The organism is Methylomonas sp. MED-D, assembly GCF_050276835.1.
In the GTDB taxonomy this organism is placed as follows: Bacteria; Pseudomonadota; Gammaproteobacteria; order Methylococcales; family Methylomonadaceae; genus Methylomonas; species Methylomonas koyamae_A.
Genome location: NZ_CP189965.1, coordinates 3,009,310 through 3,028,328, shown reverse-complemented (window position 1 = coordinate 3,028,328; position 19,019 = coordinate 3,009,310). Strand labels below are relative to the sequence as shown.

The window sequence follows — 19,019 nt, the reverse complement described above, 5'->3', positions numbered from 1 at the left end:
AATCATCGACAAATGAAATACAAAACCTTTTTGAGCGGCGCGGCCGCGATGTTGGCGATTGCCGCCGTCTCGACGGCACGGGCCGACATCACTCTGCGCCATGCCTTGACCGGCGAAACTCTGGATCTGAGTTTTGCCAAGAAGGGCGGCAATACCGACAAGTTCAAGCAATTCATGCAAACCGGTAAGAACCCGTACAACGGCGACGCGGAGGCTATCAAGAAGGGCGAAAGCCTATACATGACCGGTTGTTCCGGCTGCCACGGGCACGAGGCGGAAGGTAAGCTGGGGCCGGGACTGGCCGACGACTATTGGACCTATCCGCGCAACGCCACCGACGTGGGTTTGTTCGAGGTGCTGTTCGGCGGCGCCAACGGCATGATGGGGCCTCAGTACGTTACGTTCAGCACGGACGAAATGTTGCACATCATGGCTTTCATACGCCACATCTACAAAGGCGACCCGAAAAAGGCGGACTGGTTGAAATAAGGTCGCTTCACTCCGGATTGACTACGTCGCGACGTTGGCGCGCCCGGAATTCCAAATACTTATCAGGAGATCAACATGAAACACTTTTTGACCTTAAGCAGCGCAACATTGGCTTTGACTTTGGCGGCGTCCGCCCAGGCCTACGACGGTACCAAATGTAAGGAAGCCGGTAACTGCTGGGAACCGAAACCGGGTTATCCCGCGCAAGTGGCCGGTAGCAAATACGACCCGAAACACGATGTCAACGAACTGAACAAGCAAAGTCAATCGATCAAGGAAATGGAGGCCCGCAACGCCAAACGCAGCGAAATTCTGGCCAAAACCGGCAAGTTCGTCTACGACGTCGAAGGTCAATAAGCCCGAGCAAGACGGTTAAAAGCCGCTTGGCGACCGCGAACGGATCGCCAGTGTTTTTTCGACCAAGGCAGGCGGCGAACACCGAGGTGTTCGCGCGGGCGTCGTCACCAGGCCCTTAGGACGCCGCCAGGGAAGGCGGCAACCCTAGAGACCAGTCTAACGGAATAGGCTTGGACCGCTGGACTTGCGGCAAGGGTAGGCCGTGCGTTTGGCCCAAGATAAGACTGAAGCTCACGGCTCCGGGCACCGCCCGGAGTTTTTTTGCCTATATGCCCGTAACGGGCCAAGCTAAACATGATCACCGAACATACGCTAGCTAGCCGGCGCGACGATGCGCTGGCGCTGGAAAACCAGATAAACCGGATTGTCGTCGGCCAGCGGACGGCGGTGCGCAATCTCCTGATCGCGGTATTCGCTCGCGGTCACGTGCTGCTGGAAGGTCAAGTCGGCGTTGGCAAGACCACGCTACTGCGTACCGTCGCGCAGGGACTGGGCGGTCGCTATCAGCGCATCGAAGGTACCATCGATTTGATGCCCGCCGATTTGATTTACTACACCTACCTGAACCAGGACGGCCGGCCTTGCGTGGATCCCGGTCCGCTGCTCAAGCAAGGCGAGCAGTTATCGGTGTTTTTCTTCAACGAAATCAATCGAGCCCGGCCGCAAGTGCATTCGCTGCTGTTGCGGGTCATGGCCGAGCGCGCGGTTGGCGCGTTCAACCGCGAATACCGGATGCCGCACATGTTGGTATTCGCCGATCGCAACCGGGTGGAACGCGAAGAAACTTTCGAATTGCCGGCGGCGGCGCGCGACCGGTTCCTGATGGAAATCAACATCGCCGCGCCCAGCGACGATGCGGTATTGGACGAATTGATGTTCGATCCGCGCTTTCACGATGTCGACGCCTTAATCGCCGGCATGGCGGAGTCCGGTATCGGCTATCAAAACCTGAACGCGCTGGGCGAGGCGATTCAACAACGCGTTCAAACCAGTCCGGCGCTACGCAAATACGCGCTGGATCTGGCCAAGGCCAGCGGCGATCCCAAGGCGTACGGGATTAGTTTGAGCGATGTCGAGATGGAGCGCTTGCTGCACGCCGGTGTCAGTCCGCGCGGCATGAGTTATCTGATCCGCGCCGCCAAGGTTCGGGCTTGGCTGGAACAGCGCGACAGCTTGTGGCCCGAGGATATCCAGGCGGTGTTCGCGCCGACGATGAGTCACCGCTTGTTCTTGAATCCGATCTACGCCTACCGTCACGACGAGCTGTTGCCGGCCTTGGTCGGCGAAATCCTCAATCACATCGCAGCACCTTGAGTCCCATGAACTGGAAAACTTTGTTACGCGCCATGATTCCGCACGCCGGACTCGGCCATTTATTGGAAACCTATTTGACTTGGTCGGGCGTCGGCATCATCAGCTCGTTTATCGCCAGCGCCCTGGATGCTTATTCCGACATTCCCTACGCGGCCTACTACACCAGCGCGTTGAATGACGCGGTCGGTTTCAAATTCTGGATTTTGTTGTCGGTGATTGGCGTTCTGCTGTTCTGCCTCAGTGTGCCGGTGCTGTATCTGGCGCTACGTTTTCCCGGATTGGCCGGGTTTTCGGCGCGGATGCGCCGCTTTACCTATACCTTTTTTTTGGTGGCCTTCGACGAAGGGGCATTGATGATCGGCATCTTGACCGCGAATTTTGTCGATACTAACGAGCGAATTTCCCTGCTCGCCAGCAAGTCGTTCTTATTCAGCGATGTCGGATTTTTTACGATTGTGGCGCTGTTAATTCTGGATTCCCTATTGTGGCTGGTCGGCGAGGCTATTTATAGCCGTAATGAGCGCGGTTACTCCGGCGTCGTCGAACTGCTGGTCAACGCGCCGCTGAAATATTCGCTGCCCGGTTACTGCCTGGTCACCGGTTTGGTGGTTCAGGTCATCGTGTCGCAATAGCTGCCGGCGGAGCCGATCCTTCCTACATGCCGATCCAAGTCCACCGCTAGCTGCATCGAGTTTCATGGCGATCAATATCGAACCTTTCCAATACCGCTTGTCGGGTCCGGCTGTTCAAGTCTATCCCGGAGCGCACCCAGGGCAGATGGTCGGCAACGGACAATTGTTCAAGCGGCACGAAGCCCTGATCGCGAGGCCGGACCCCCGACGGATAGACCTGCGCGCCAGTCTGCTAGACCCGTTTGGCCAGTACCGGGTTAAGGCGCATCAGGAGCATAGCCGGGTCGAAGTCATGGTGCTGGCCGACTTGTCGGCCTCGATGGCTTTCGTCGGCCGGCGCGATAAACGCCGAACGATCGTCGAAATATTACTGGCGATCGTCGAATCCGCCCATGTCGCCGGAGATCGGGTGGGCTTCGCCGGGTTCGGCGCTGCCGATAGGCCCTTGGTGTTTCAACCGCCCGGATCGATAGACCTCGGCGGCGTGGATCGTTGGCTGGAGGCCGTGTCTCGACTTAAGTTAAAGCCGGGGTGCGCTGGCTTGTGGCGGGCGCGAGCCTATCTGCCGGCTCGACGTTCCCTGGTGTTTTTGATCGGCGATGGTCATTGGCCGCTGGTTCGCTTGCCCGCGTTGCTGGCGAGTCTGGGCCGTCACGAATTGGTGCCCTTGCTACTCTGGGACGAACAGGAATATCTGACCATGCCGGATTGGGGCTTGTTGGTCTGGCAAGATCTGGAAACCGGGCGTCGCCGCCGCGTGTGGATGCGGCCGGCATTGAAACGTCGTATCGAAACCGCCTATCAGCAACGCCGTCGGCAACTGCAGCACGCATTCCGGGCCTTCGGTCACGAGCCGATGTTTATCGAGCAAGGGTACCGGGCCGAGCAATTCAACCAGTACTTTCTAGCACGGGCGGCATGATGCGCGGGTCGAGTAACCTATGCCGCCAAGAAGGCCGGCCTTGTTCGCCGGCGTCGGCGCTTGCCGAACGTCGGCGAGCCGTCGTTTACTGGATTCGTGCCGGGGTATTGAGCTTGATCGCCGGATTATTGGCGGCATGCTCCGCCGCGCCGATCCGGCCGGTCAGCGCATGGCGGGTGGAGACGCCGCGGCCTTTCGGCTACCAAATCGGCGATACGATACCGATGCGGATCACCGTGCAGATCCGCTCCGGCGTGGTATTGCACGCGGATAGCCTGCCCAAGCCCGGACCAATGAACCGATGGTTGCATCTGCGCCAAGCGGAAGTCGAACCGTCGGGCGACGACGAATATCGGGTGAATTTGGAATATCAGGTGTTCTACGCGCCGCTGGAGGTCAAGGCGCTGACGATTCCGGGTTTCCCGTTGCGTTTCAGTCAGCACGGGCAAAGCCTCGAACAGCGAGTCCCGGACTGGCAATTTACCGTGGCGCCGCTACGCGAGTTGATTGCTCGACAGGATGAAGCCGGTGAGTATCTGCGCCCCGATCAGCCGCCGGCGCCAATCTCGGGCGCCGATGTTCTGCGTAATATGCTAGTCGCGGGTCTGGCGGCGCTGGCGCTTGGCTTACGGCTGGCTTGGCAATACGGCTATTTGCCGGGACTGCCCCGGCGTAGCCTATTCAAGCGCGCCAGTCGGCAATTGCGCGGCCTGCGGGCCGTGCAAATGGCCGAAGCGCTGACGGTCATGCACGGCGCGTTGAATCGCTTGCACGGCGGACCGCTATTCGGGCACCGACTGGAAGATTTTTTCGGAGCCCACCCGCATTACCGGTCGTTGCAAGGCGAATTGAGCTGGTTCTTCGACTATTCCAACCGGTTTTTCTTTGCCGACCAGACGGCCGCGACCGACGACGCGATCGAGCGCTTACGCCGACTCTGCGGCCAGTGTCGAGATGTCGAACGGGGCGCCCGATGAATTTGGCTGTGGAACAGGTCTGGCCGCTGGCCGGTTTAGTACTATGCGCGTTGCCGCTGTGGCGTTTGGGCATGCGTGTCGGCGAACATCCGGCGCTGGACTTGCTGCCGGCCGATCCGTTCTCGAATTTGGTAGACGCGTTGCTCCGTCTGCTCGGCGCGTTGACGATCGCGGCGCTGGTGTTGGGTTTGGCTGGGCCGTATCGCAAGGAGCAGCAGGTGGAGCGCATCGGTCACGGCGCCCACATCGTGTTGTTGCTGGATCGCAGCAATAGCATGGACAACACGTTCGCCGGCAAGGCACCCGACGTCGGGCATCTCAACGGGGGGAGCGGCGAAGAATCGAAGGCGGCGGCGGCCCGCCGATTGCTGACCCAGTTTGTCGATCATCGCGATCACGATTTGATCGGCGTCGCGGCCTACAGTACTTCGCCGTTGTTCGTGATGCCGTTGACCGAAAACAAACCGGCGGTGCGGGCGGCGATCGCCGCGACGGCCCAGCCGGCGCTGGCCTATACCAACGTCAGCAAGGGCTTGGCCTTGGCGTTATCGTATTTCGACGACCAGCCGGTATCGGGTTCCCGCATCGTTTTGTTGGTCTCGGACGGAGCGGCGGTGATAGACCCGGACAGCGAGGCCAAATTGCGCCAGTTGTTCAAGCAGCGTCAAGTGCGCTTGTACTGGGTGTTTTTGCGCACCGCAAACAGTCCGGGATTGTTCGAGATGCCGACCGATCCGCGCGACGATAACGCTCAAGCCATGCCCGAACGCTATTTACATTTATTTTTTTCCAGCCTGAATATTCCCTATCAAGCTTACGAAGCCGAAAATCCCGGTGCGATGCGTCAGGCGATAGACGATATCAATCGTTTGGAGCATCGCCCCTTGCACTATTTCGAACGGATTCCCAAGCAGGATTTAACGCCGCTGTGCTACCGAGTCGCCGCCGGGCTAGCGGCTTTGCTGATAGGCGCCAAACTTTGCGAGGTCAAATACTGATGCGCGGTCTCACACACGGTTTGCTCTGGGCGGGCTTGCTGACCGCACTGTTGGTTGGTTTGGTACAAGGAGCCCGTCTCTATCGGCTGGCCGGCCAAAACCAATTGATCGAGCAATTGCTGGCCGGTCGCGACGTAGAGATCGAAGATCTGGCCGACGCGCCGCCGTCTCTACGGATGGCGAGAGCGGTGTATTTGCGCAAGGCCGGCCGCTACGACGATGCGTTGGCCACCTTGAACGTCTTGCTGCGGCAGGCCCCGCCGGCCTTGCAGGCACAGGCGCGTTACAATCTGGGGAATTTGTATATGGCGCAGGCGCAGGAAAAGCTACACGCCGGCAATATCAACGATGCGACGCCGTTGGTCGGCTTGGCTAAGCAAGCCTATCGCGACGCACTGATCGCCGAGCCGGGCTACTGGGATGCCAAGTACAATCTGGAAGTGGCGATGCGGCTGTTGCCGGAAATGGATAGGGTCAATAGCGGTCACGAACCGGACGACGGTCGGGAAAAGACCCAGCTGTGGACCACGCTGCCCGGATTTCCGCGCGGTTTGCCATGAGCAGTGCCCAACGCGCACGCCGGGGTCTCGGCGCCGGCCGTCTCATTATGCATCGTTGAATCGCCATGCCCGGACCGAATTTTAGAGACTACCGCTGGTGGCTGTTAGTGCTGGCGCTAATGATGACCGTGCTGGCCGCGACGGGCCCGACTCGACAACGGCAGCGCCCGCTATACCAGTTGATCTTCGTCGTGGATATTACCCGCAGCATGAATGCCGAAGATTATGTGTGGGAAGGGCGAGCCGTCAGCCGGCTGGACTTTGTCAAACACAGTCTGCGCGAGCAACTGCTGGCGTTGCCGTGCCAATCGCGCGTCGGTTTTGGGATATTCACCGAACGCCGATCGGCGCTGTTGTTCGAGCCCATCGAAGTCTGCTCCGGCTTCAACGAAATCGACGCGGCGTTGGCGGCATTGGATTGGCGGATGGCGTGGGCCGCCGATAGCCGGATCGCCGCCGGCCTGGCCAGGACTTTGGAAGATTTCAAAGCACGCGAGGAAACCTTGGTGTTCTTGACCGACGGCCAGGAGGCTCCTCCGCCCAACGCGCGCTACCAGCCCGATCTCGGCGGGTTTCGCGGTCAAGTGCAAGGTGTGATTATCGGCGTCGGCGGCGATAACCCCGCGCCGATTCCCAAATTCGATGCCAACGGCCAGCGCCTGGGTTTTTACAAACCCGAAGACGTGCCGCACCGCTCGACCTTCGGCGAATCCGATCTGAATCCCGAAAAAATTCAAGGCTATGACGCCCGCAATGCGCCGTTCGGTAGCCAAGCGGTGATCGGCGACGAACATATGAGTCGCCTCCACGAAGATTATCTGAGACGCTTGGCTGCGGAAGCTGGATTGAGCTATCAACGTCTGACCGATCCCGGCAGTTTGCGGCCGGCCTTGCAGCAAGCGGCATTCGCCAAACCCGGCGTCGTTTCCGAAGATGTTGCCTGGCAATACGCCGGTCTGGCGCTGTTGGCGCTGGTGGGTGTTTTCGTAAAATAGGTCGGGTAAATATCGGTGACCCAAGCAAAAACTGCCTTGTCGTCGAATTGTGCAGAATTGGGATTGTATCGTTTCCCGATCACGGCGAGGACGCCGAAGAGTTGAGTTCGCTGGCTGACGGGGCAAGGTGTACTGTCAAGAAATCCGGTAAGACCGCCTTTGCCTTTTATGCGCCGGACACGGCGCACCCGTCGTACCAGCGACTTAGTTCGGCGGCGGCAGCACGTAGCGAAATGTTAAATTAATCCTGGGATCGGCGACTTCCGGTGCCGGCGGCAGGCTATGCCGCCAATCGTGTTGAAACGATGGCCGCATCGTCAGTAGCGTGCCGGCATTTAGTCGGGTGCTGCCTTGTTCTCCGCTGCGCTTGTGGCGGTAGGCGAACGTACGGGTGGCGCCCAAACTCAGCGAAGCGATCAACGGTTCGTCTCCCATTTCGCGTTCGTTGTCCGAATGCCAGCCGACGTAGTCGTTGCCGTCGCGGTAGAGATTCACCAGTACTGCGTTGAATTTTGCGTTCAAACGATGCTCGATAGCGGTTCTCAGTTCGGACAATAACGGAGTCCAGGGCCGGGCGACTAGCAGGTTGTTGCTGTAACTGTAACGAATGCCGGGATCGGCGTGCCAAGTTTGCTGTCTCGGCAATTCGAACCAGCGTTCGCCGACTTGGTAACGGTTGTTCGGCCAATCCTGTTCGTCGAGCAAGCGTTTGAGGAGTTGCCGGCAGTCGGCTTGGTCGTAGAATCCTTCGATTAACTCCAGTTCGGGAACGGCGCTCATGCGGCGTTGGTGTCTCCGGCGCGCGAGTTCGCTTGATGGATATGGGCGGCCAACGCGCTATCCATCGTCGCGACATGTAATTTGAACCATTGCGGCAGCCTGTCTTTGACGAAGGCGCGCCCGAACGGAATCAGGCCTTTGTCGATGCGCGACTGAAATTGTTTGAATTCGGCCAAAACGCGCTGGTGTTCGCCTTTGTGTTCGGTTTCCGCCGGGAAGGCGAAGGTTTGCATCAATTGGTTTTCCAGCTCGAAGTGCTGTTCGGTATGGTGATAGAGTTCGCGGAACAGGGCGGGAAATTCGTTATTGTCCGCGCTATCCAACTGATTTACCAACGCGATGAAGGATTGATGGTCGTGATCGATAGCATCGTATCCAACCAGGGCCGTTTCGGCCGCCGAAAGTAAGGTCATGTCGTCCACCCAAACGATAGTTGATGTTTACGCAACGGATTTCTTATCGAGATTTTGAAGCAGATTTTATGCCCGACACAGAAGGTGCCGTCAGCGTGACCCGACCAAGGGGTGGCAGCGGCGCCGGGCGCCAAACTGCCACATCAAGGTCGATCAATATTAGCCTTTGCCGGGTAACATACCGACCGTGCCGGGTTTGATACGTTTACAACTGACGACAATGTCTTCCTGGTGACAGCGTTTTAAATCGGCTTGGTTTCCGCAACTGTCGCAAACGGTGTTACCCGCGGTTTTGATTTCTTCGACGTGCCAACCGTAACCTTGGGTTTGGCAGAACTTCTTGCTGAAGCGTTCGATGTTATAGGGTTTGGCCGCGGCGTCGCGCGCCTTGGGTTCGGCGTCGCAATGCGCCGGTGCCAGACTATTGGCCATCAGGTCGCGATAAATATATTCGGTGGCTTGCAGCGGTGTGTTGATCAACATGGTCAGCAGCAAACTTAACATAAACGGAAATTTGCGCATGTTCAGTCCTCCCGGTTGGCGATGACGCGGATATTCATTAAACGGTGTTCCTCGTTGATTTGGTCCTTGATGGGGGCGAATTTTTCGTTTTCGTTCAGCTTGACCGCCAATATCGCGCCGACGACCACGACGACCGTCACGACAACATACAGTACGAAATGATCTTTCTCTTGGTGTACTTCACTCATGGTTTACCTCTTATTTTCGGCGATGGCCGAAGTCGGGTCTAGTAAGAATGGAAGCCGGTATTGTCGGCCAACTTCGGCCGGGAACTCGATTTCCGGTTTCGCTACCGGCGGACGCCGGACAAGAGGAATAGGCCGGATGGTTGGTGGATCTGTGCCGGAAGGTCGGGCGCGGCCGAGGGCAAGAGCCGCGCGCAACCAACAATTTAAAAACCGCGTGATCGGCGTCCGTTATTGGTAGCGAATCGAAACAATATAACAAGCGGCCGGACTTGTCAAACAAATATCGTTTCAATATTAATAATGGGCGTCGTCGCTTCGGGGCGTGCGATCCAAGGACGAAGAGTAGGCCGCCGATTCAGGACGACCAGGGGGCCTGCGACCGGCCGGTCAATGGCTGGTGGTTAGCCGAATCATGTTTTGGGCCGTGAGTGTAAACCGCGATCACTCCGGGGTGGCTTTGCGGTCCAGATAACTGTCCTTGAGTTTGACGTAGTGCGACGCGGAGTAGGCCAAAAAGATCTTCTCGTCGTCGGTTAGCGCGCGAGCGGCCTTGGCGGGTACGCCGATGTACAGATATCCGCCTTCCAATTTTTTACCCGGCGGCACTAGCGCGCCGGCACCCAGCATGCTGTAGTCGCCGAGCACCGCCCCGTCCATGATGATGGCGCCAATGCCGATCAGGCAATAATTGCCTATCGTGCAACCGTGAATAACCGCGCGATGACCGATCGTGACGGACTCGCCTATCCTTAGGGGATAGCCGCTCGGCGAATAGTCGCCGGCGTGCGACACGTGCAAGATGGAGCCGTCTTGAACATTGCTGGCATTACCGATGCAAATTTTCTCCACGTCGCCGCGCAAGACTGCGGTTGGCCAGACCGAAACGTCGTCGCCCAATTCTACGCTACCGATGACGACGGCGGTTTCGTCGATCAGGACACGCTCGCCGAGCTTGGGTTTGCTGGATTGATAGGTTCTGATTGCCACGTGAACTCCTGTTCTTTGCCATAATTGCCAAAATGTTACGCAATTGCACGATGCCGCGCCAGTACTGAAAGGAAGCTTGGTGGGCGTGGAACTTTATTTTCAAAAGTGGCGGCATGGTCGATGACGTCGGAGCGGACTTTATAGGGAACCGAAAATGGCGAAATGTAGCGCGTGTTCCGCGCCGTTGGCGGCGAATAGTCAGATTTGCCGGTATTGCGGCGTGCGCAATGATATCGATCTATCGGGCAAGTATGATTTCAGCCCGATTGGGACTCAGACCTCGAGAATTTGTCCGGTGTGCGACACCCCGTTGCAAACCGTGGCACTGGAAGGCGAACAGGTTTTGCAACTCGAACGCTGCGGGACTTGTTATGGCTTGTTTTTCGATCCGGGGGAAATCGAAACTTTGTTGGCGCGGACGGCCGGATCGACATTGGCTGTCGATCGGGCCTGGTTGGACGGCATTAACCGCGAGCGCTATTCGGCGGACGCGCGCGTCCGTTACTTAAAATGTCCGGTATGCCGAGTGTTGATGAACCGGGTACTGTACGGTTACCGCAGCGGCGTCGTAGTGGATCGTTGCGCGAGTCACGGCGTATGGCTGGACGGCGGTCAAATCAGTCATTTGCTGGAGTGGCAGCGGGCGGGAGGTCGAATGTTGGCGAACAAGCGTCCGGTGGCCAAGCGGCAATCCGCCGCCAATGCTAAATCGGCAACACTTTCTACCATGAAAGCGGCGCGTGATGGCGACTCACGCGATTGGTTGGCGGTCGCCGAATTGTTGGCGAATTTGTTGTCTTAAGCGGCCGACGGTGTGGTCGGAGCGGGATTCCAGTACGGATCCGCTTTCAAATGAATCGCCAGCTGCGCTTGCAGGCGGGCATAAATCTCGGGAAATTCCGACGCTACATCCCGATAGGCGTCGGTTTCCAAATCGTAGAGTTGGTACACCGGGCCGCGGTGGGTCGCGATGCAAATCAATTTCCAGCGGTCGTCTTGTATCGAACGGCTCTTCGCTTGGATAACGGTTGGATAATACTTGGCGTTGATGACCAATGTGCCGGCTTGCTGGTCGGGGATGTCCAACAATTCGACGATGTTGGGGTAAAGGATTTGCTCGGGATGCAGGCCCGGCACCTTGCCGAGCCAAATTCCGGTTTCCTGATAGGCGTATAGATTGGGCGATCGGTTTTCAAGAATGTAGGGCATCAGGTTGGTGCCCGGCAAATGCTCCGGAACGTCCAGCTTCAACCAGCCAAGCAATGTCGGCATCACATCCACGGCGCGGCAAACCGGCTCGAACTTGACGCCTTTCGGCATGCCGGGGCCTTTCATGACCAGCGGGATGCGGCCGCTTGGATCCTTGCCTAACAGCGTGTTGCCTTGCCCCCAACAGCCGGTCTCGAAAAAATCGGCGCCGTGGTCGCTGTAAATCACAATCAGCGTGTTTTCGGACAAACCCGATTGTTCGATAAAATCAACGATTTTGCCGACCTCGTCGTCGAATTGTCTGACGCAGCTGTCGTAGAGATTGATGATCTGCGGTACGTCGAAATAATCCGAACCTCTCTGCTGTTTATCGACGATTTCGCAAGGCGTGGCGAGTTTGGTCATGATGAATTTCGACTCGCCTCGGTAATTCTCAGGTGTGAATAACTTGTAATAGGGGTAATCGCAGGTAAACGGAACGTGCGTGGTCGAGGTAAACAGATTCAGAAAAAACGGGCGCTCCTCTCGCGCCGCCGACGCAATAAATTGGCGGCATTCCCGGCCTAGCTTACCGGTCAGCGGCATACCGGCCAGATAATACAACTCTGGCAGGTACTTTTTTCCCAGTGAATTGTTGGTAAACAACGATAAAAAACCGCGAATGACGGACGGTCCTTGTCTGAACAACAACTTGAGATTCCACTGATCTTCGGGCAACGATACGGTTTCGAATCCGAAGTCTATTTTCCCGAAGTCCGCGCCGGCCCAGTCGGAAACCGCTAGGGTCGAATAGCCTTGGGCTTTTAAGCACTGCACTAAACTTGGATAAGGTAGCCGGCATTCCTCCGCGGACGGGTAGTTGTCGCGAATGCCATGTTGGTAGGGCCATAAACCCGAAAACAACGACGCGACACTGGGCGCCGTTCTAGCCACCGGGGTTATACAGTTTCCAAGTAACACGCCGTCGGCGCACAACTTGTCGATATTCGGTGTCAGATTTCTGCGATAGCGATAAGCGCCAAGGCGGTCGCAACGCAAGGTGTCGGCACCGATCATGACAATGTTCGGGAAGGACGGTGATTTTGGTTTGGATTCGAGCGGCGCGGGTTCCTTGACCCTAATACTGATCGCTAACCAACCGTATATAAGGTTGATCGCGAAAATATAAACGGTTTCCGGAAGAGCCGCTGAAAACAAGTTCAAGCCTGATATTGTCACCCAAACGAAGATGCCAGCGAATTTGATTGATTTCAATATTGCAGGCGTCAATGCGTCGTGCAGTCCATATAGCCTGGAAAAACGATACTGAAACGATAATTGAATCGCGCCTGGAGAAAATAATAATTGGTAACAAAAGAAATATCCAATCACAAGAGCACTCGAGCATAAGCCGAAAAAAAATGCTGTCGAGGTTTTGAATTCGATATTCAATAGTAGAGCGCAACTTTGCCAGAATATAGGACCCGGCAACGCCGTCAATAGAAATATCACGTAACACCAAAGGGCTAAGCGAAGACCGGCATAAACCATGTGCCAGCGAAATTTCCGTTCAACTTCCTCCGGAATTCCAGGGCCGGTTCGCGAATAGTTGTGCCAGGTTTGGCTGATTAAAGCGACCATGCCAAATAACGAGGAAAGGCAAGCGGAGTAGAGGAGCTGGGCGACAGTTTCCATTAAAATGCGCTACGGCCGAGTTAAATTTAGTAAGCGGGGATTCGTTTATGTTTCTTAAGCCCCGAATTGGTCGCGGATATTTGCGCCAGCTCCTCCAGAGCGAATTTTTTGATTAGCACGGCAATGAAAACTAAATGATAAAGTAAATCCCAATACGACAAGCCTAAAAATAAAGTTCCGATCATATAGCAGATCAGAGATGCCCTAAGCATCAGACAGTAATATCCGACCCATTCCAGTTCCGGGATGCCTTTGGTTTTTCGCATGAGCAGCGTTAGGTTGACTAACGAGCCAGCCAACAGCGAGAACCACAAGCCAAACGCCACAAAACCGTGCTCGGCTAGGATTTCCACGTAAGAACTGTGCCAATCGCGTAAGGTCACGAACTTCCACCCTTCAAAACCGCAACCGGTAAACGGATGACTTACCGCATAATTCCAGCCGTCGGTCCAGGCAACGATGCGGCCCATGGCCGATTGATCTTCTTCATAGCTTTCCATGGTATGCATACGTCCGAACCATTCATCCGGTAAATAATCCTTAACGAAAAATACCCCGACGAAAACCAGTGGAATCGTTAAATATTTCCGTCCTGAGTTTGAAATCAAGATGAACGTCAATGCAATCATTGTCAATAACGCGCCGCGAGACCAAGAGGATAAAGCGGCCGCGTAAATAACCGGTACCGAAAATAAAGTAACTCTCTTCAATAATTCATTTTTGAGTTCGCGTCGAAAGATTAATAATAATGGAATAACCATTAGCATTGCTATCGCGAATTGATTGTTGTCTTCGAATTGAGTACCTGGTGGACCGTAAACTCGATGAGAAAACCCTTTGGCTATCGCGAATATTCCTCCTTTGACGGCTACAATGCCGATAGAAATACCAATAGTCGATATCAGGTAGTACAATTTAGTTCTTGTGTTGATTAGAGTCAGTGTAAAGTAAAACGGTATATATATTTTTGTGACAAACCAGAAGCGGGACCAAGCAATATCTTGAAGCGGCGACTGAGTCGTCGTAAACATGAAATACACCCATAATAAGAAGAAGACGGTGACTCTCCAGTCTTTGGGTATCGGTTGCTTATCTTTGGTGGTAAATGTACTGATTACGACAACCAAAAATAAAATCATGTAAACCGGTAAGGTACGTACGAAGCCCCAAGCATAGGCATGAGGATTCATGTAACTGAAAATCGCCAGTGACAAAACGCCCCACCAAGGCCGTTTGATAGCGGCTACAATGCAGCCTGAAAGAAAGATAAGTACAACGATGTCGCGCACGTGAGGCCTGTGTGTTGATTAGATCCTATAGTCTGGGTTTTCTTTCCATCGACTAAAGTAACCGCATATTTGCCCAAGTGCATGTGTGAAATTCATGCATTTCCTTAATTCAAGTTTTTGGTTCTTTAATGCCAAAGTTAGCCACAAAAAAAATAATTTTAATGCCTGACTAAATAGAAATAGAGGAACTCCAAAAAAATTGCGTTTATATTTAATTCCGCAATTATAGGCGCTTCTAAAGCCGGAGCTAAAATGTAATTTTAGGAAGTAGCTAGGCTTCAACCGCCAAGGTTCGACGGAATGTAGAACCGTCATATCTGGGCGGTAGCGGATTTTCATAGCGGAATTCAGAAGGAGGCCGAACATCATAACATCTTCACCGCCACCGATTGCTTTTCCCTGCCTGTCGTAACGCTTGTCGAACCGTAGATCTGGATTTTCGCGGAATATTTTCATGTCGTATGCGATATTCGCAGTCCATAACGGTGTGTCCTTACTTGTCACCCAAAACGGCGCTTCACCGTAATCAGTGGCGGCGAGAAAGCCAAGTAATTCGTCTCCGAGCCATTTTGGCCGTCGTTGACCAGTGAAGTCGACCACCACTTTCCCTCCGGCAACTTGAGCACCTTCGTTGCAGATGGCGTCGGTAGCAGCGTATAGCAGTCCGGGTAATGGAATTTCATCATCGTCGATAAATACCATTATGTCAGAACTCATCGCTTCAATTAAACAGCGGTTGCGGGCCGCGACGATGCCTTGTTCAGTTTCGGTAACCCATCGAAGCGTAGCTCCTGGGTTTGTCGACAATTCGGCTAGTTCAAGTTCGGTGTGGTCGGTACTGTTGTTGTTAACGACTAAAATTTCGTAAGGGATAGGGCATTCTTGCTCCCGAATAGCATCCACTAATTTTCGAAGCCGATCGGCCCGATTGTAGCTGCACATGGCATAAGTTAGTTTTAGTTTTGGATCCATTTGTTCGACATAGCGAAAATGATTTAAGGAAGCTCGTAACGGATATCTTTTGGGTCTTTAGCAACTCCGGTAGAGAGTGTAGACAAAAAATATTTTTATCGCCATGAAACTAAAAGATGATCCGGCGGTTGACCGCCTACCTGGACGCGATGGGCTTTAAAATCAATGGGTTGTTAATTGGTTGCCGATGCCACTGACGCTGGTTCATTTGCAGAAATGCAGAAGGAAAATCACTCGGACTTTACTAATCCGAGTCGATCTAGGAGCCTGTCGGAATAATAACGCATCACTTTCGGCCAAGAGACATCATTATCGGCAAAAGACAGTTTTCGCGCTAAAATCTTGTCATCGTCGCCGGAAAAAATGGTAATTCTCCGAATTAACAGCGGATTTGGCTCTAAATGTAGCCATCCTGGCTGAGTAGTACACGCCAAGTTGTATCCCGCCTCCCTCGCGGCGATCAGCGAATCAGTGTTATAACGGCCGAAAGGGTAGGCTAGGCTGGTGACCGAGCTATTTGTCAAAGTTTCTAACAGTTTCTTCGAGTGAATAAGTTCGTCGATTTGCGCGTTTAGGTGGAGGCTTGGTAGTTCTCTATGGCTGCAGGTGTGAGAGCCGATTTCCATGTGGTTGCGATGCATATCCAGAATTTGTTCGTGCGATAGCAAGTCGTTTTGAGGCGATCGGAAAGGTAGCCAGTTTGCGCTGTTGGAGATGTGTTTTGTCGCTATAAACCAAGTCGCCTTCATTTGGTTTTCTAACAAAGGTAAATATGCTCCTAAGTAATTATCGAGATAGCCGTCGTCAAATGTTAGGATGACTGTCTTTTCTGGAAGCGATTTTATATCGAGTAAATCTCTAAATAACGCGGTATGCCAGCCATTTTTTTTAAAGTATTGTATGTGCTTTTTAAACAGGCGAGCCTGTAAGGAATACCGGGAGATAGGTGTCTCTTTCGGTGTTCCGTGATACATTAATACGATGGGGCTAGGATATCGGCTCATATTGATTAATATTTTTATTGGTTTTCGATATTTAACATATTTTTAGTGATTAATATGTGAATGCTTGTGAAATATTCCGAAATTCTGCTGAGTTATCGTGCGCCGATGCTTCTAAAAAGTCTGCTAAAATTAATTGAATGCTTCATGTTTTTATATTGGCTCTTATGAAATTTTATTTTTGGATGTATAGGATTTTAATGATTTTGAGGTGTTATGTCTGATAATCCACTTGTATCAATAATTATGCCGTGCTTCAATGCGGCAAAGTATATTGAAAATACAATTACACGTTTATTCGAGCAAACCTATTCTTGTTTTGAGCTTATTGTGGTTGACGATGGTTCTCGCGACGAAAGTTTGGCAATTTTAAACCGTTTATCCGGCTACTATCCAGCGATATCGGTTGTGACGCAAGCTAACCAAGGGGCTGGTGCCGCGAGGAATGTGGGATTAAAGTTGGCGCGCGGTGAATTTGTGGCTTTTTTGGATGCTGATGATGGTTGGGATGCGGAGTTCTTAAGTGTGATGGTAGCGGAGTTAGTGTCGAATCCCGATGTCGTGCTGGTTTACTGTGGTTGGCAAAATCTAGGGTTGCAGGACAAGTTTTGTCGACCTTATATTCCGGATGATTTTGAACGCAAGGAAAAGATTCTTGAGATTTTGGCTGCTTGTCCTTGGCCAATTCACGCTGCTTTGATTCGTAAGGCTGTTATTGACCAAGTTGGTGGGTTTGATGAATCCTTGACGTCGTGTATGGATTATGATTTGTGGCTGCGCATAGCAATACCGGGGCTTATTCATCGGGTTGAGAAAGTATTGGCCTATTATTTTCACCATGACGGTGATCAGATTACTAAGAATCGGTTAAAAATCGCACTAAATCACTGGCATGTTCAGCAGAAGTTTTTGCGTGCTCATCCGGATGTTGTTAATAAGATTGGGAAAGAACGAGTGGCTGATGTTACTAAGGGGAGATTGTTGCGGCAAGCATATAAAAATTTTTGGGATCGAGATTTGATAACCGCGCAAACTTTGTTTAGGAAGTTGTTATTTTCCGGTTATTTTTGTATTGCCGATTTAAAGTACATGTTGCCCGCTTTACTGCCGTATGGTTTGTATCGCAATTTAATTGTTTTTTTTGATCGAGGCGATCAAAAATAATCGACTGGTACTTCTGCTGAGTTGATTTTATGGTTTTTTATCATAATGGTGGATATTGAATTTTAGTTCTTATGCTGTTTTATATTTTTTAATTCGCAAAAGCCCTTTCCATTTCTCCGCTTCCGATTTTAGCGACTGGATAGGTAGCGCTAGGAACAAAAAAGTGTAAAAGGCGCTACCGGATGTTACTAAACAAAATAGCCGTAATTTTATCTCCAAATTGGGTTGGTATCGATCCAGGGCCCATGCAGTTACGGCGAGTTCGACAAATAATAAGCTATTTAAAATTATTGCGGGTTTCAATGCTGTCAGTAGGTTGTGTAATGAAACTCGAATTTTATTCATAGCTACTAATGTAGCGGTAAGGTGTATAAAAACAATGCCAGGCAACAATGCTAAAGATATTATGGTTAAATCGCCTTGTTTTGTTCCGTACCAACAGCCTGCGCTGATTGTAACCAGGCTAACAAATTGAAGCATTATTTCAGCGCCGAGTGTATTTTGGGCTGCAAGAACGGCTCCAGATGGGTTTCCTATGCATGCGAACATTCTGGATATTGAAATTATTTGGAGTGGAGCGGCGGCCGGCAACCATTTTTCGCCGAAAATGGTTATTATAAATTCTTCCGATGTCCAGAGTAGGCCTACATAAAATGGGAAGGTGTAAGTTGTGACTAAAGTTATGGTCCTTAGGAAGATATATTTACTTTTATCCAGGTTGTCTTGATAGGAGGATAATGCTCTGAAAACTGTATCGTATGCTGATGCGGCAATAAATGAAAATGGGTAGGCGCTTAAGCTTTCGCCTTTGTTAAAAAGTCCTACGCTATATGGGCCCAATGTTTTTCCAATTATAAAATTTGGAGCTTGATTGCGTAGATAAACTAAAATATCGTTTGCGGTAAACTTCGCCCCCATTATACCGAGACTTTTGGCTATTTGGTAATCGTATTTAATGCGCAACGGGAGTCTTGCAAAATAAATTGTAAGGGGAATTATGGTTATAGCGCCGACCAACCCGCCCCATATTAGACTCCATACGCCGTGATTGTAATGAGCAAAAGTTATGCTGGCAATACCGGTTGCTAGTCCGCTTATTATTGCATTTGTGGTTATTATATTAAACTTCATGTCCCTAATTAATTTCGATCTAGGTACATTAAGGAATGGTCTGGTTAGGAAGCTCAAGGCGGATACGCGAATTAGATCCGTATAGATAGGATTGCGCATGTAATCGGCCAAGTACGGAGCAGAATAGTAGAATAACGCATAGATGACGCAGCAGATCAACAATTGGACTGTAAATACAACTTGAAAATGGGCGGCATGTACTTGCTTTGCTTGGATTAGGGCGCCGCCCATGCCAGCGCCTGATATGAATCCCGCCAGTCCCGTGAAGATTTGGATGGCAACTACCAGGCCAAAATCTTCCGGGGTTAATAATCTAGCGAGTATTACACCGAATAAGAACTGACTGGTTTGTTCGGCAAATTTCCCAATTACCACCCAAATGCTGTTTTTTCGGATTTGATCTTTTGGTTGAGTCATTTTGGGGTGTGCTTTTTATTGATTGCAG

General features: G+C 52.4%; 21 protein-coding genes. 11 read left to right on the top strand and 10 right to left on the bottom strand.

The window, feature by feature from the left end:
• Positions 1-12: 12 nt before the first annotated feature.
• From moxG to ACQE3E_RS13410, 9 genes are all read left to right on the top strand, one after another.
• Positions 13-489, top strand: coding sequence for a cytochrome c(L), periplasmic (gene moxG / locus ACQE3E_RS13450; protein WP_064030107.1), 477 nt, complete (start codon positions 13-15; stop codon positions 487-489).
• A gap of 75 nt (positions 490-564) precedes the next feature.
• Positions 565-846: a methanol dehydrogenase [cytochrome c] subunit gene (locus ACQE3E_RS13445; protein WP_064030109.1), complete on the top strand. Its 282-nt coding sequence runs from the start codon at positions 565-567 to the stop codon at positions 844-846.
• Between the two features lie 294 nt (positions 847-1,140).
• A complete protein-coding gene (locus tag ACQE3E_RS13440; protein WP_313730086.1) occupies positions 1,141-2,160 on the top strand; it encodes an AAA family ATPase in 1,020 nt (339 codons plus the stop codon).
• A gap of 5 nt (positions 2,161-2,165) precedes the next feature.
• Positions 2,166-2,792, top strand: coding sequence for a hypothetical protein (locus tag ACQE3E_RS13435; RefSeq protein WP_064030113.1), 627 nt, complete (start codon positions 2,166-2,168; stop codon positions 2,790-2,792).
• Positions 2,793-2,856: 64 nt separating this feature from the next.
• Positions 2,857-3,714 carry a DUF58 domain-containing protein gene (locus tag ACQE3E_RS13430; RefSeq protein ID WP_313730087.1) on the top strand — a complete coding sequence of 286 codons (858 nt, stop codon included), beginning with the start codon at positions 2,857-2,859 and terminating at the stop codon, positions 3,712-3,714.
• Positions 3,711-4,691 carry a nonribosomal peptide synthetase MxaA gene (locus ACQE3E_RS13425; RefSeq protein ID WP_427500655.1) on the top strand — a complete coding sequence of 327 codons (981 nt, stop codon included), beginning with the start codon at positions 3,711-3,713 and terminating at the stop codon, positions 4,689-4,691. The genes ACQE3E_RS13430 and ACQE3E_RS13425 overlap by 4 nt, the downstream gene beginning before the upstream one ends.
• Positions 4,688-5,689 (top strand): vWA domain-containing protein, encoded by a 1,002-nt coding sequence (locus ACQE3E_RS13420; protein ID WP_313730089.1) that lies wholly within the window; start codon positions 4,688-4,690, stop codon positions 5,687-5,689. Before ACQE3E_RS13425 ends, ACQE3E_RS13420 begins: the two co-directional genes overlap by 4 nt.
• Positions 5,689-6,249, top strand: coding sequence for an MxaK protein (locus tag ACQE3E_RS13415; protein ID WP_313730090.1), 561 nt, complete (start codon positions 5,689-5,691; stop codon positions 6,247-6,249). The genes ACQE3E_RS13420 and ACQE3E_RS13415 overlap by 1 nt, the downstream gene beginning before the upstream one ends.
• 65 nt (positions 6,250-6,314) lie before the next feature.
• The gene (locus tag ACQE3E_RS13410) at positions 6,315-7,244 is read left to right on the top strand and encodes a vWA domain-containing protein (protein WP_313730091.1); all 930 of its coding nucleotides are present in this window, start codon (positions 6,315-6,317) and stop codon (positions 7,242-7,244) included.
• Between the two features lie 204 nt (positions 7,245-7,448).
• Here the strand turns inward: ACQE3E_RS13410 and ACQE3E_RS13405 are convergent, their stop codons facing one another.
• The 5 genes from ACQE3E_RS13405 to ACQE3E_RS13385 all read right to left on the bottom strand — a co-directional run bounded on the left by ACQE3E_RS13405 (position 7,449) and on the right by ACQE3E_RS13385 (position 10,134).
• A complete protein-coding gene (locus tag ACQE3E_RS13405) occupies positions 7,449-8,024 on the bottom strand; it encodes an alpha-ketoglutarate-dependent dioxygenase AlkB family protein (RefSeq protein WP_313730092.1) in 576 nt (191 codons plus the stop codon).
• Positions 8,021-8,437, bottom strand: coding sequence for a bacteriohemerythrin (locus ACQE3E_RS13400; RefSeq protein ID WP_313730093.1), 417 nt, complete (start codon positions 8,435-8,437; stop codon positions 8,021-8,023). Before ACQE3E_RS13400 ends, ACQE3E_RS13405 begins: the two co-directional genes overlap by 4 nt.
• Before the next feature lie 159 nt (positions 8,438-8,596).
• Positions 8,597-8,959, bottom strand: a complete 363-nt coding sequence (locus ACQE3E_RS13395; protein WP_231883700.1) for a hypothetical protein — start codon at positions 8,957-8,959, stop codon at positions 8,597-8,599.
• Between the two features lie 2 nt (positions 8,960-8,961).
• Positions 8,962-9,147, bottom strand: coding sequence for a hypothetical protein (locus ACQE3E_RS13390; protein WP_064030128.1), 186 nt, complete (start codon positions 9,145-9,147; stop codon positions 8,962-8,964).
• A 441-nt stretch (positions 9,148-9,588) separates the two neighbouring features.
• Complete coding sequence (locus ACQE3E_RS13385) at positions 9,589-10,134, bottom strand: gamma carbonic anhydrase family protein (protein WP_064030130.1); 546 nt, start codon at positions 10,132-10,134, stop codon at positions 9,589-9,591.
• A 154-nt stretch (positions 10,135-10,288) separates the two neighbouring features.
• Between ACQE3E_RS13385 and ACQE3E_RS13380 the strand changes: the two genes are divergently transcribed.
• A complete protein-coding gene (locus ACQE3E_RS13380; protein WP_313730094.1) occupies positions 10,289-10,936 on the top strand; it encodes a zf-TFIIB domain-containing protein in 648 nt (215 codons plus the stop codon).
• Here ACQE3E_RS13380 and ACQE3E_RS13375 read toward each other — a convergent pair.
• The 4 genes from ACQE3E_RS13375 to ACQE3E_RS13360 all read right to left on the bottom strand — a co-directional run bounded on the left by ACQE3E_RS13375 (position 10,933) and on the right by ACQE3E_RS13360 (position 16,252).
• A complete protein-coding gene (locus ACQE3E_RS13375) occupies positions 10,933-12,399 on the bottom strand; it encodes a sulfatase family protein (protein ID WP_313730095.1) in 1,467 nt (488 codons plus the stop codon). The genes ACQE3E_RS13380 and ACQE3E_RS13375 overlap by 4 nt on opposite strands.
• Before the next feature lie 644 nt (positions 12,400-13,043).
• The gene (locus tag ACQE3E_RS13370) at positions 13,044-14,306 is read right to left on the bottom strand and encodes a putative O-glycosylation ligase, exosortase A system-associated (RefSeq protein ID WP_064030136.1); all 1,263 of its coding nucleotides are present in this window, start codon (positions 14,304-14,306) and stop codon (positions 13,044-13,046) included.
• An 18-nt stretch (positions 14,307-14,324) separates the two neighbouring features.
• Entirely contained in the window at positions 14,325-15,278 is a 954-nt protein-coding gene (locus tag ACQE3E_RS13365) for a glycosyltransferase (RefSeq protein WP_281020558.1), read from the bottom strand.
• A 230-nt stretch (positions 15,279-15,508) separates the two neighbouring features.
• Entirely contained in the window at positions 15,509-16,252 is a 744-nt protein-coding gene (locus tag ACQE3E_RS13360; protein ID WP_313730096.1) for a polysaccharide deacetylase family protein, read from the bottom strand.
• Between the two features lie 243 nt (positions 16,253-16,495).
• Between ACQE3E_RS13360 and ACQE3E_RS13355 the strand changes: the two genes are divergently transcribed.
• Positions 16,496-17,443, top strand: a complete 948-nt coding sequence (locus ACQE3E_RS13355) for a glycosyltransferase family 2 protein (protein ID WP_071158213.1) — start codon at positions 16,496-16,498, stop codon at positions 17,441-17,443.
• Between the two features lie 69 nt (positions 17,444-17,512).
• On the opposite strand, the gene ACQE3E_RS13350 is transcribed toward ACQE3E_RS13355, so the two are convergent.
• The gene (locus ACQE3E_RS13350; RefSeq protein WP_168029306.1) at positions 17,513-18,991 is read right to left on the bottom strand and encodes a lipopolysaccharide biosynthesis protein; all 1,479 of its coding nucleotides are present in this window, start codon (positions 18,989-18,991) and stop codon (positions 17,513-17,515) included.
• Positions 18,992-19,019 lie beyond the last annotated feature (28 nt).

Excerpts from the sequence above, each read along its gene's own strand:
- moxG (WP_064030107.1), top strand. The coding sequence starts at position 13 with ATGAAATACAAAACCTTTTTGAGCGGCGCGGCCGCGATGTTGGCGATT.
- ACQE3E_RS13445 (WP_064030109.1), top strand. The coding sequence starts at position 565 with ATGAAACACTTTTTGACCTTAAGCAGCGCAACATTGGCTTTGACTTTG.
- ACQE3E_RS13440 (WP_313730086.1), top strand. The coding sequence starts at position 1,141 with ATGATCACCGAACATACGCTAGCTAGCCGGCGCGACGATGCGCTGGCG.
- ACQE3E_RS13435 (WP_064030113.1), top strand. The coding sequence starts at position 2,166 with ATGAACTGGAAAACTTTGTTACGCGCCATGATTCCGCACGCCGGACTC.
- ACQE3E_RS13430 (WP_313730087.1), top strand. The coding sequence starts at position 2,857 with ATGGCGATCAATATCGAACCTTTCCAATACCGCTTGTCGGGTCCGGCT.
- ACQE3E_RS13425 (WP_427500655.1), top strand. The coding sequence starts at position 3,711 with ATGATGCGCGGGTCGAGTAACCTATGCCGCCAAGAAGGCCGGCCTTGT.
- ACQE3E_RS13420 (WP_313730089.1), top strand. The coding sequence starts at position 4,688 with ATGAATTTGGCTGTGGAACAGGTCTGGCCGCTGGCCGGTTTAGTACTA.
- ACQE3E_RS13415 (WP_313730090.1), top strand. The coding sequence starts at position 5,689 with ATGCGCGGTCTCACACACGGTTTGCTCTGGGCGGGCTTGCTGACCGCA.
- ACQE3E_RS13410 (WP_313730091.1), top strand. The coding sequence starts at position 6,315 with ATGCCCGGACCGAATTTTAGAGACTACCGCTGGTGGCTGTTAGTGCTG.
- ACQE3E_RS13405 (WP_313730092.1), bottom strand. The coding sequence starts at position 8,024 with ATGAGCGCCGTTCCCGAACTGGAGTTAATCGAAGGATTCTACGACCAA.
- ACQE3E_RS13400 (WP_313730093.1), bottom strand. The coding sequence starts at position 8,437 with ATGACCTTACTTTCGGCGGCCGAAACGGCCCTGGTTGGATACGATGCT.
- ACQE3E_RS13395 (WP_231883700.1), bottom strand. The coding sequence starts at position 8,959 with ATGCGCAAATTTCCGTTTATGTTAAGTTTGCTGCTGACCATGTTGATC.
- ACQE3E_RS13390 (WP_064030128.1), bottom strand. The coding sequence starts at position 9,147 with ATGAGTGAAGTACACCAAGAGAAAGATCATTTCGTACTGTATGTTGTC.
- ACQE3E_RS13380 (WP_313730094.1), top strand. The coding sequence starts at position 10,289 with ATGGCGAAATGTAGCGCGTGTTCCGCGCCGTTGGCGGCGAATAGTCAG.
- ACQE3E_RS13375 (WP_313730095.1), bottom strand. The coding sequence starts at position 12,399 with ATGATCGGTGCCGACACCTTGCGTTGCGACCGCCTTGGCGCTTATCGC.
- ACQE3E_RS13365 (WP_281020558.1), bottom strand. The coding sequence starts at position 15,278 with ATGGATCCAAAACTAAAACTAACTTATGCCATGTGCAGCTACAATCGG.
- ACQE3E_RS13360 (WP_313730096.1), bottom strand. The coding sequence starts at position 16,252 with ATGTATCACGGAACACCGAAAGAGACACCTATCTCCCGGTATTCCTTA.
- ACQE3E_RS13355 (WP_071158213.1), top strand. The coding sequence starts at position 16,496 with ATGTCTGATAATCCACTTGTATCAATAATTATGCCGTGCTTCAATGCG.
- ACQE3E_RS13350 (WP_168029306.1), bottom strand. The coding sequence starts at position 18,991 with ATGACTCAACCAAAAGATCAAATCCGAAAAAACAGCATTTGGGTGGTA.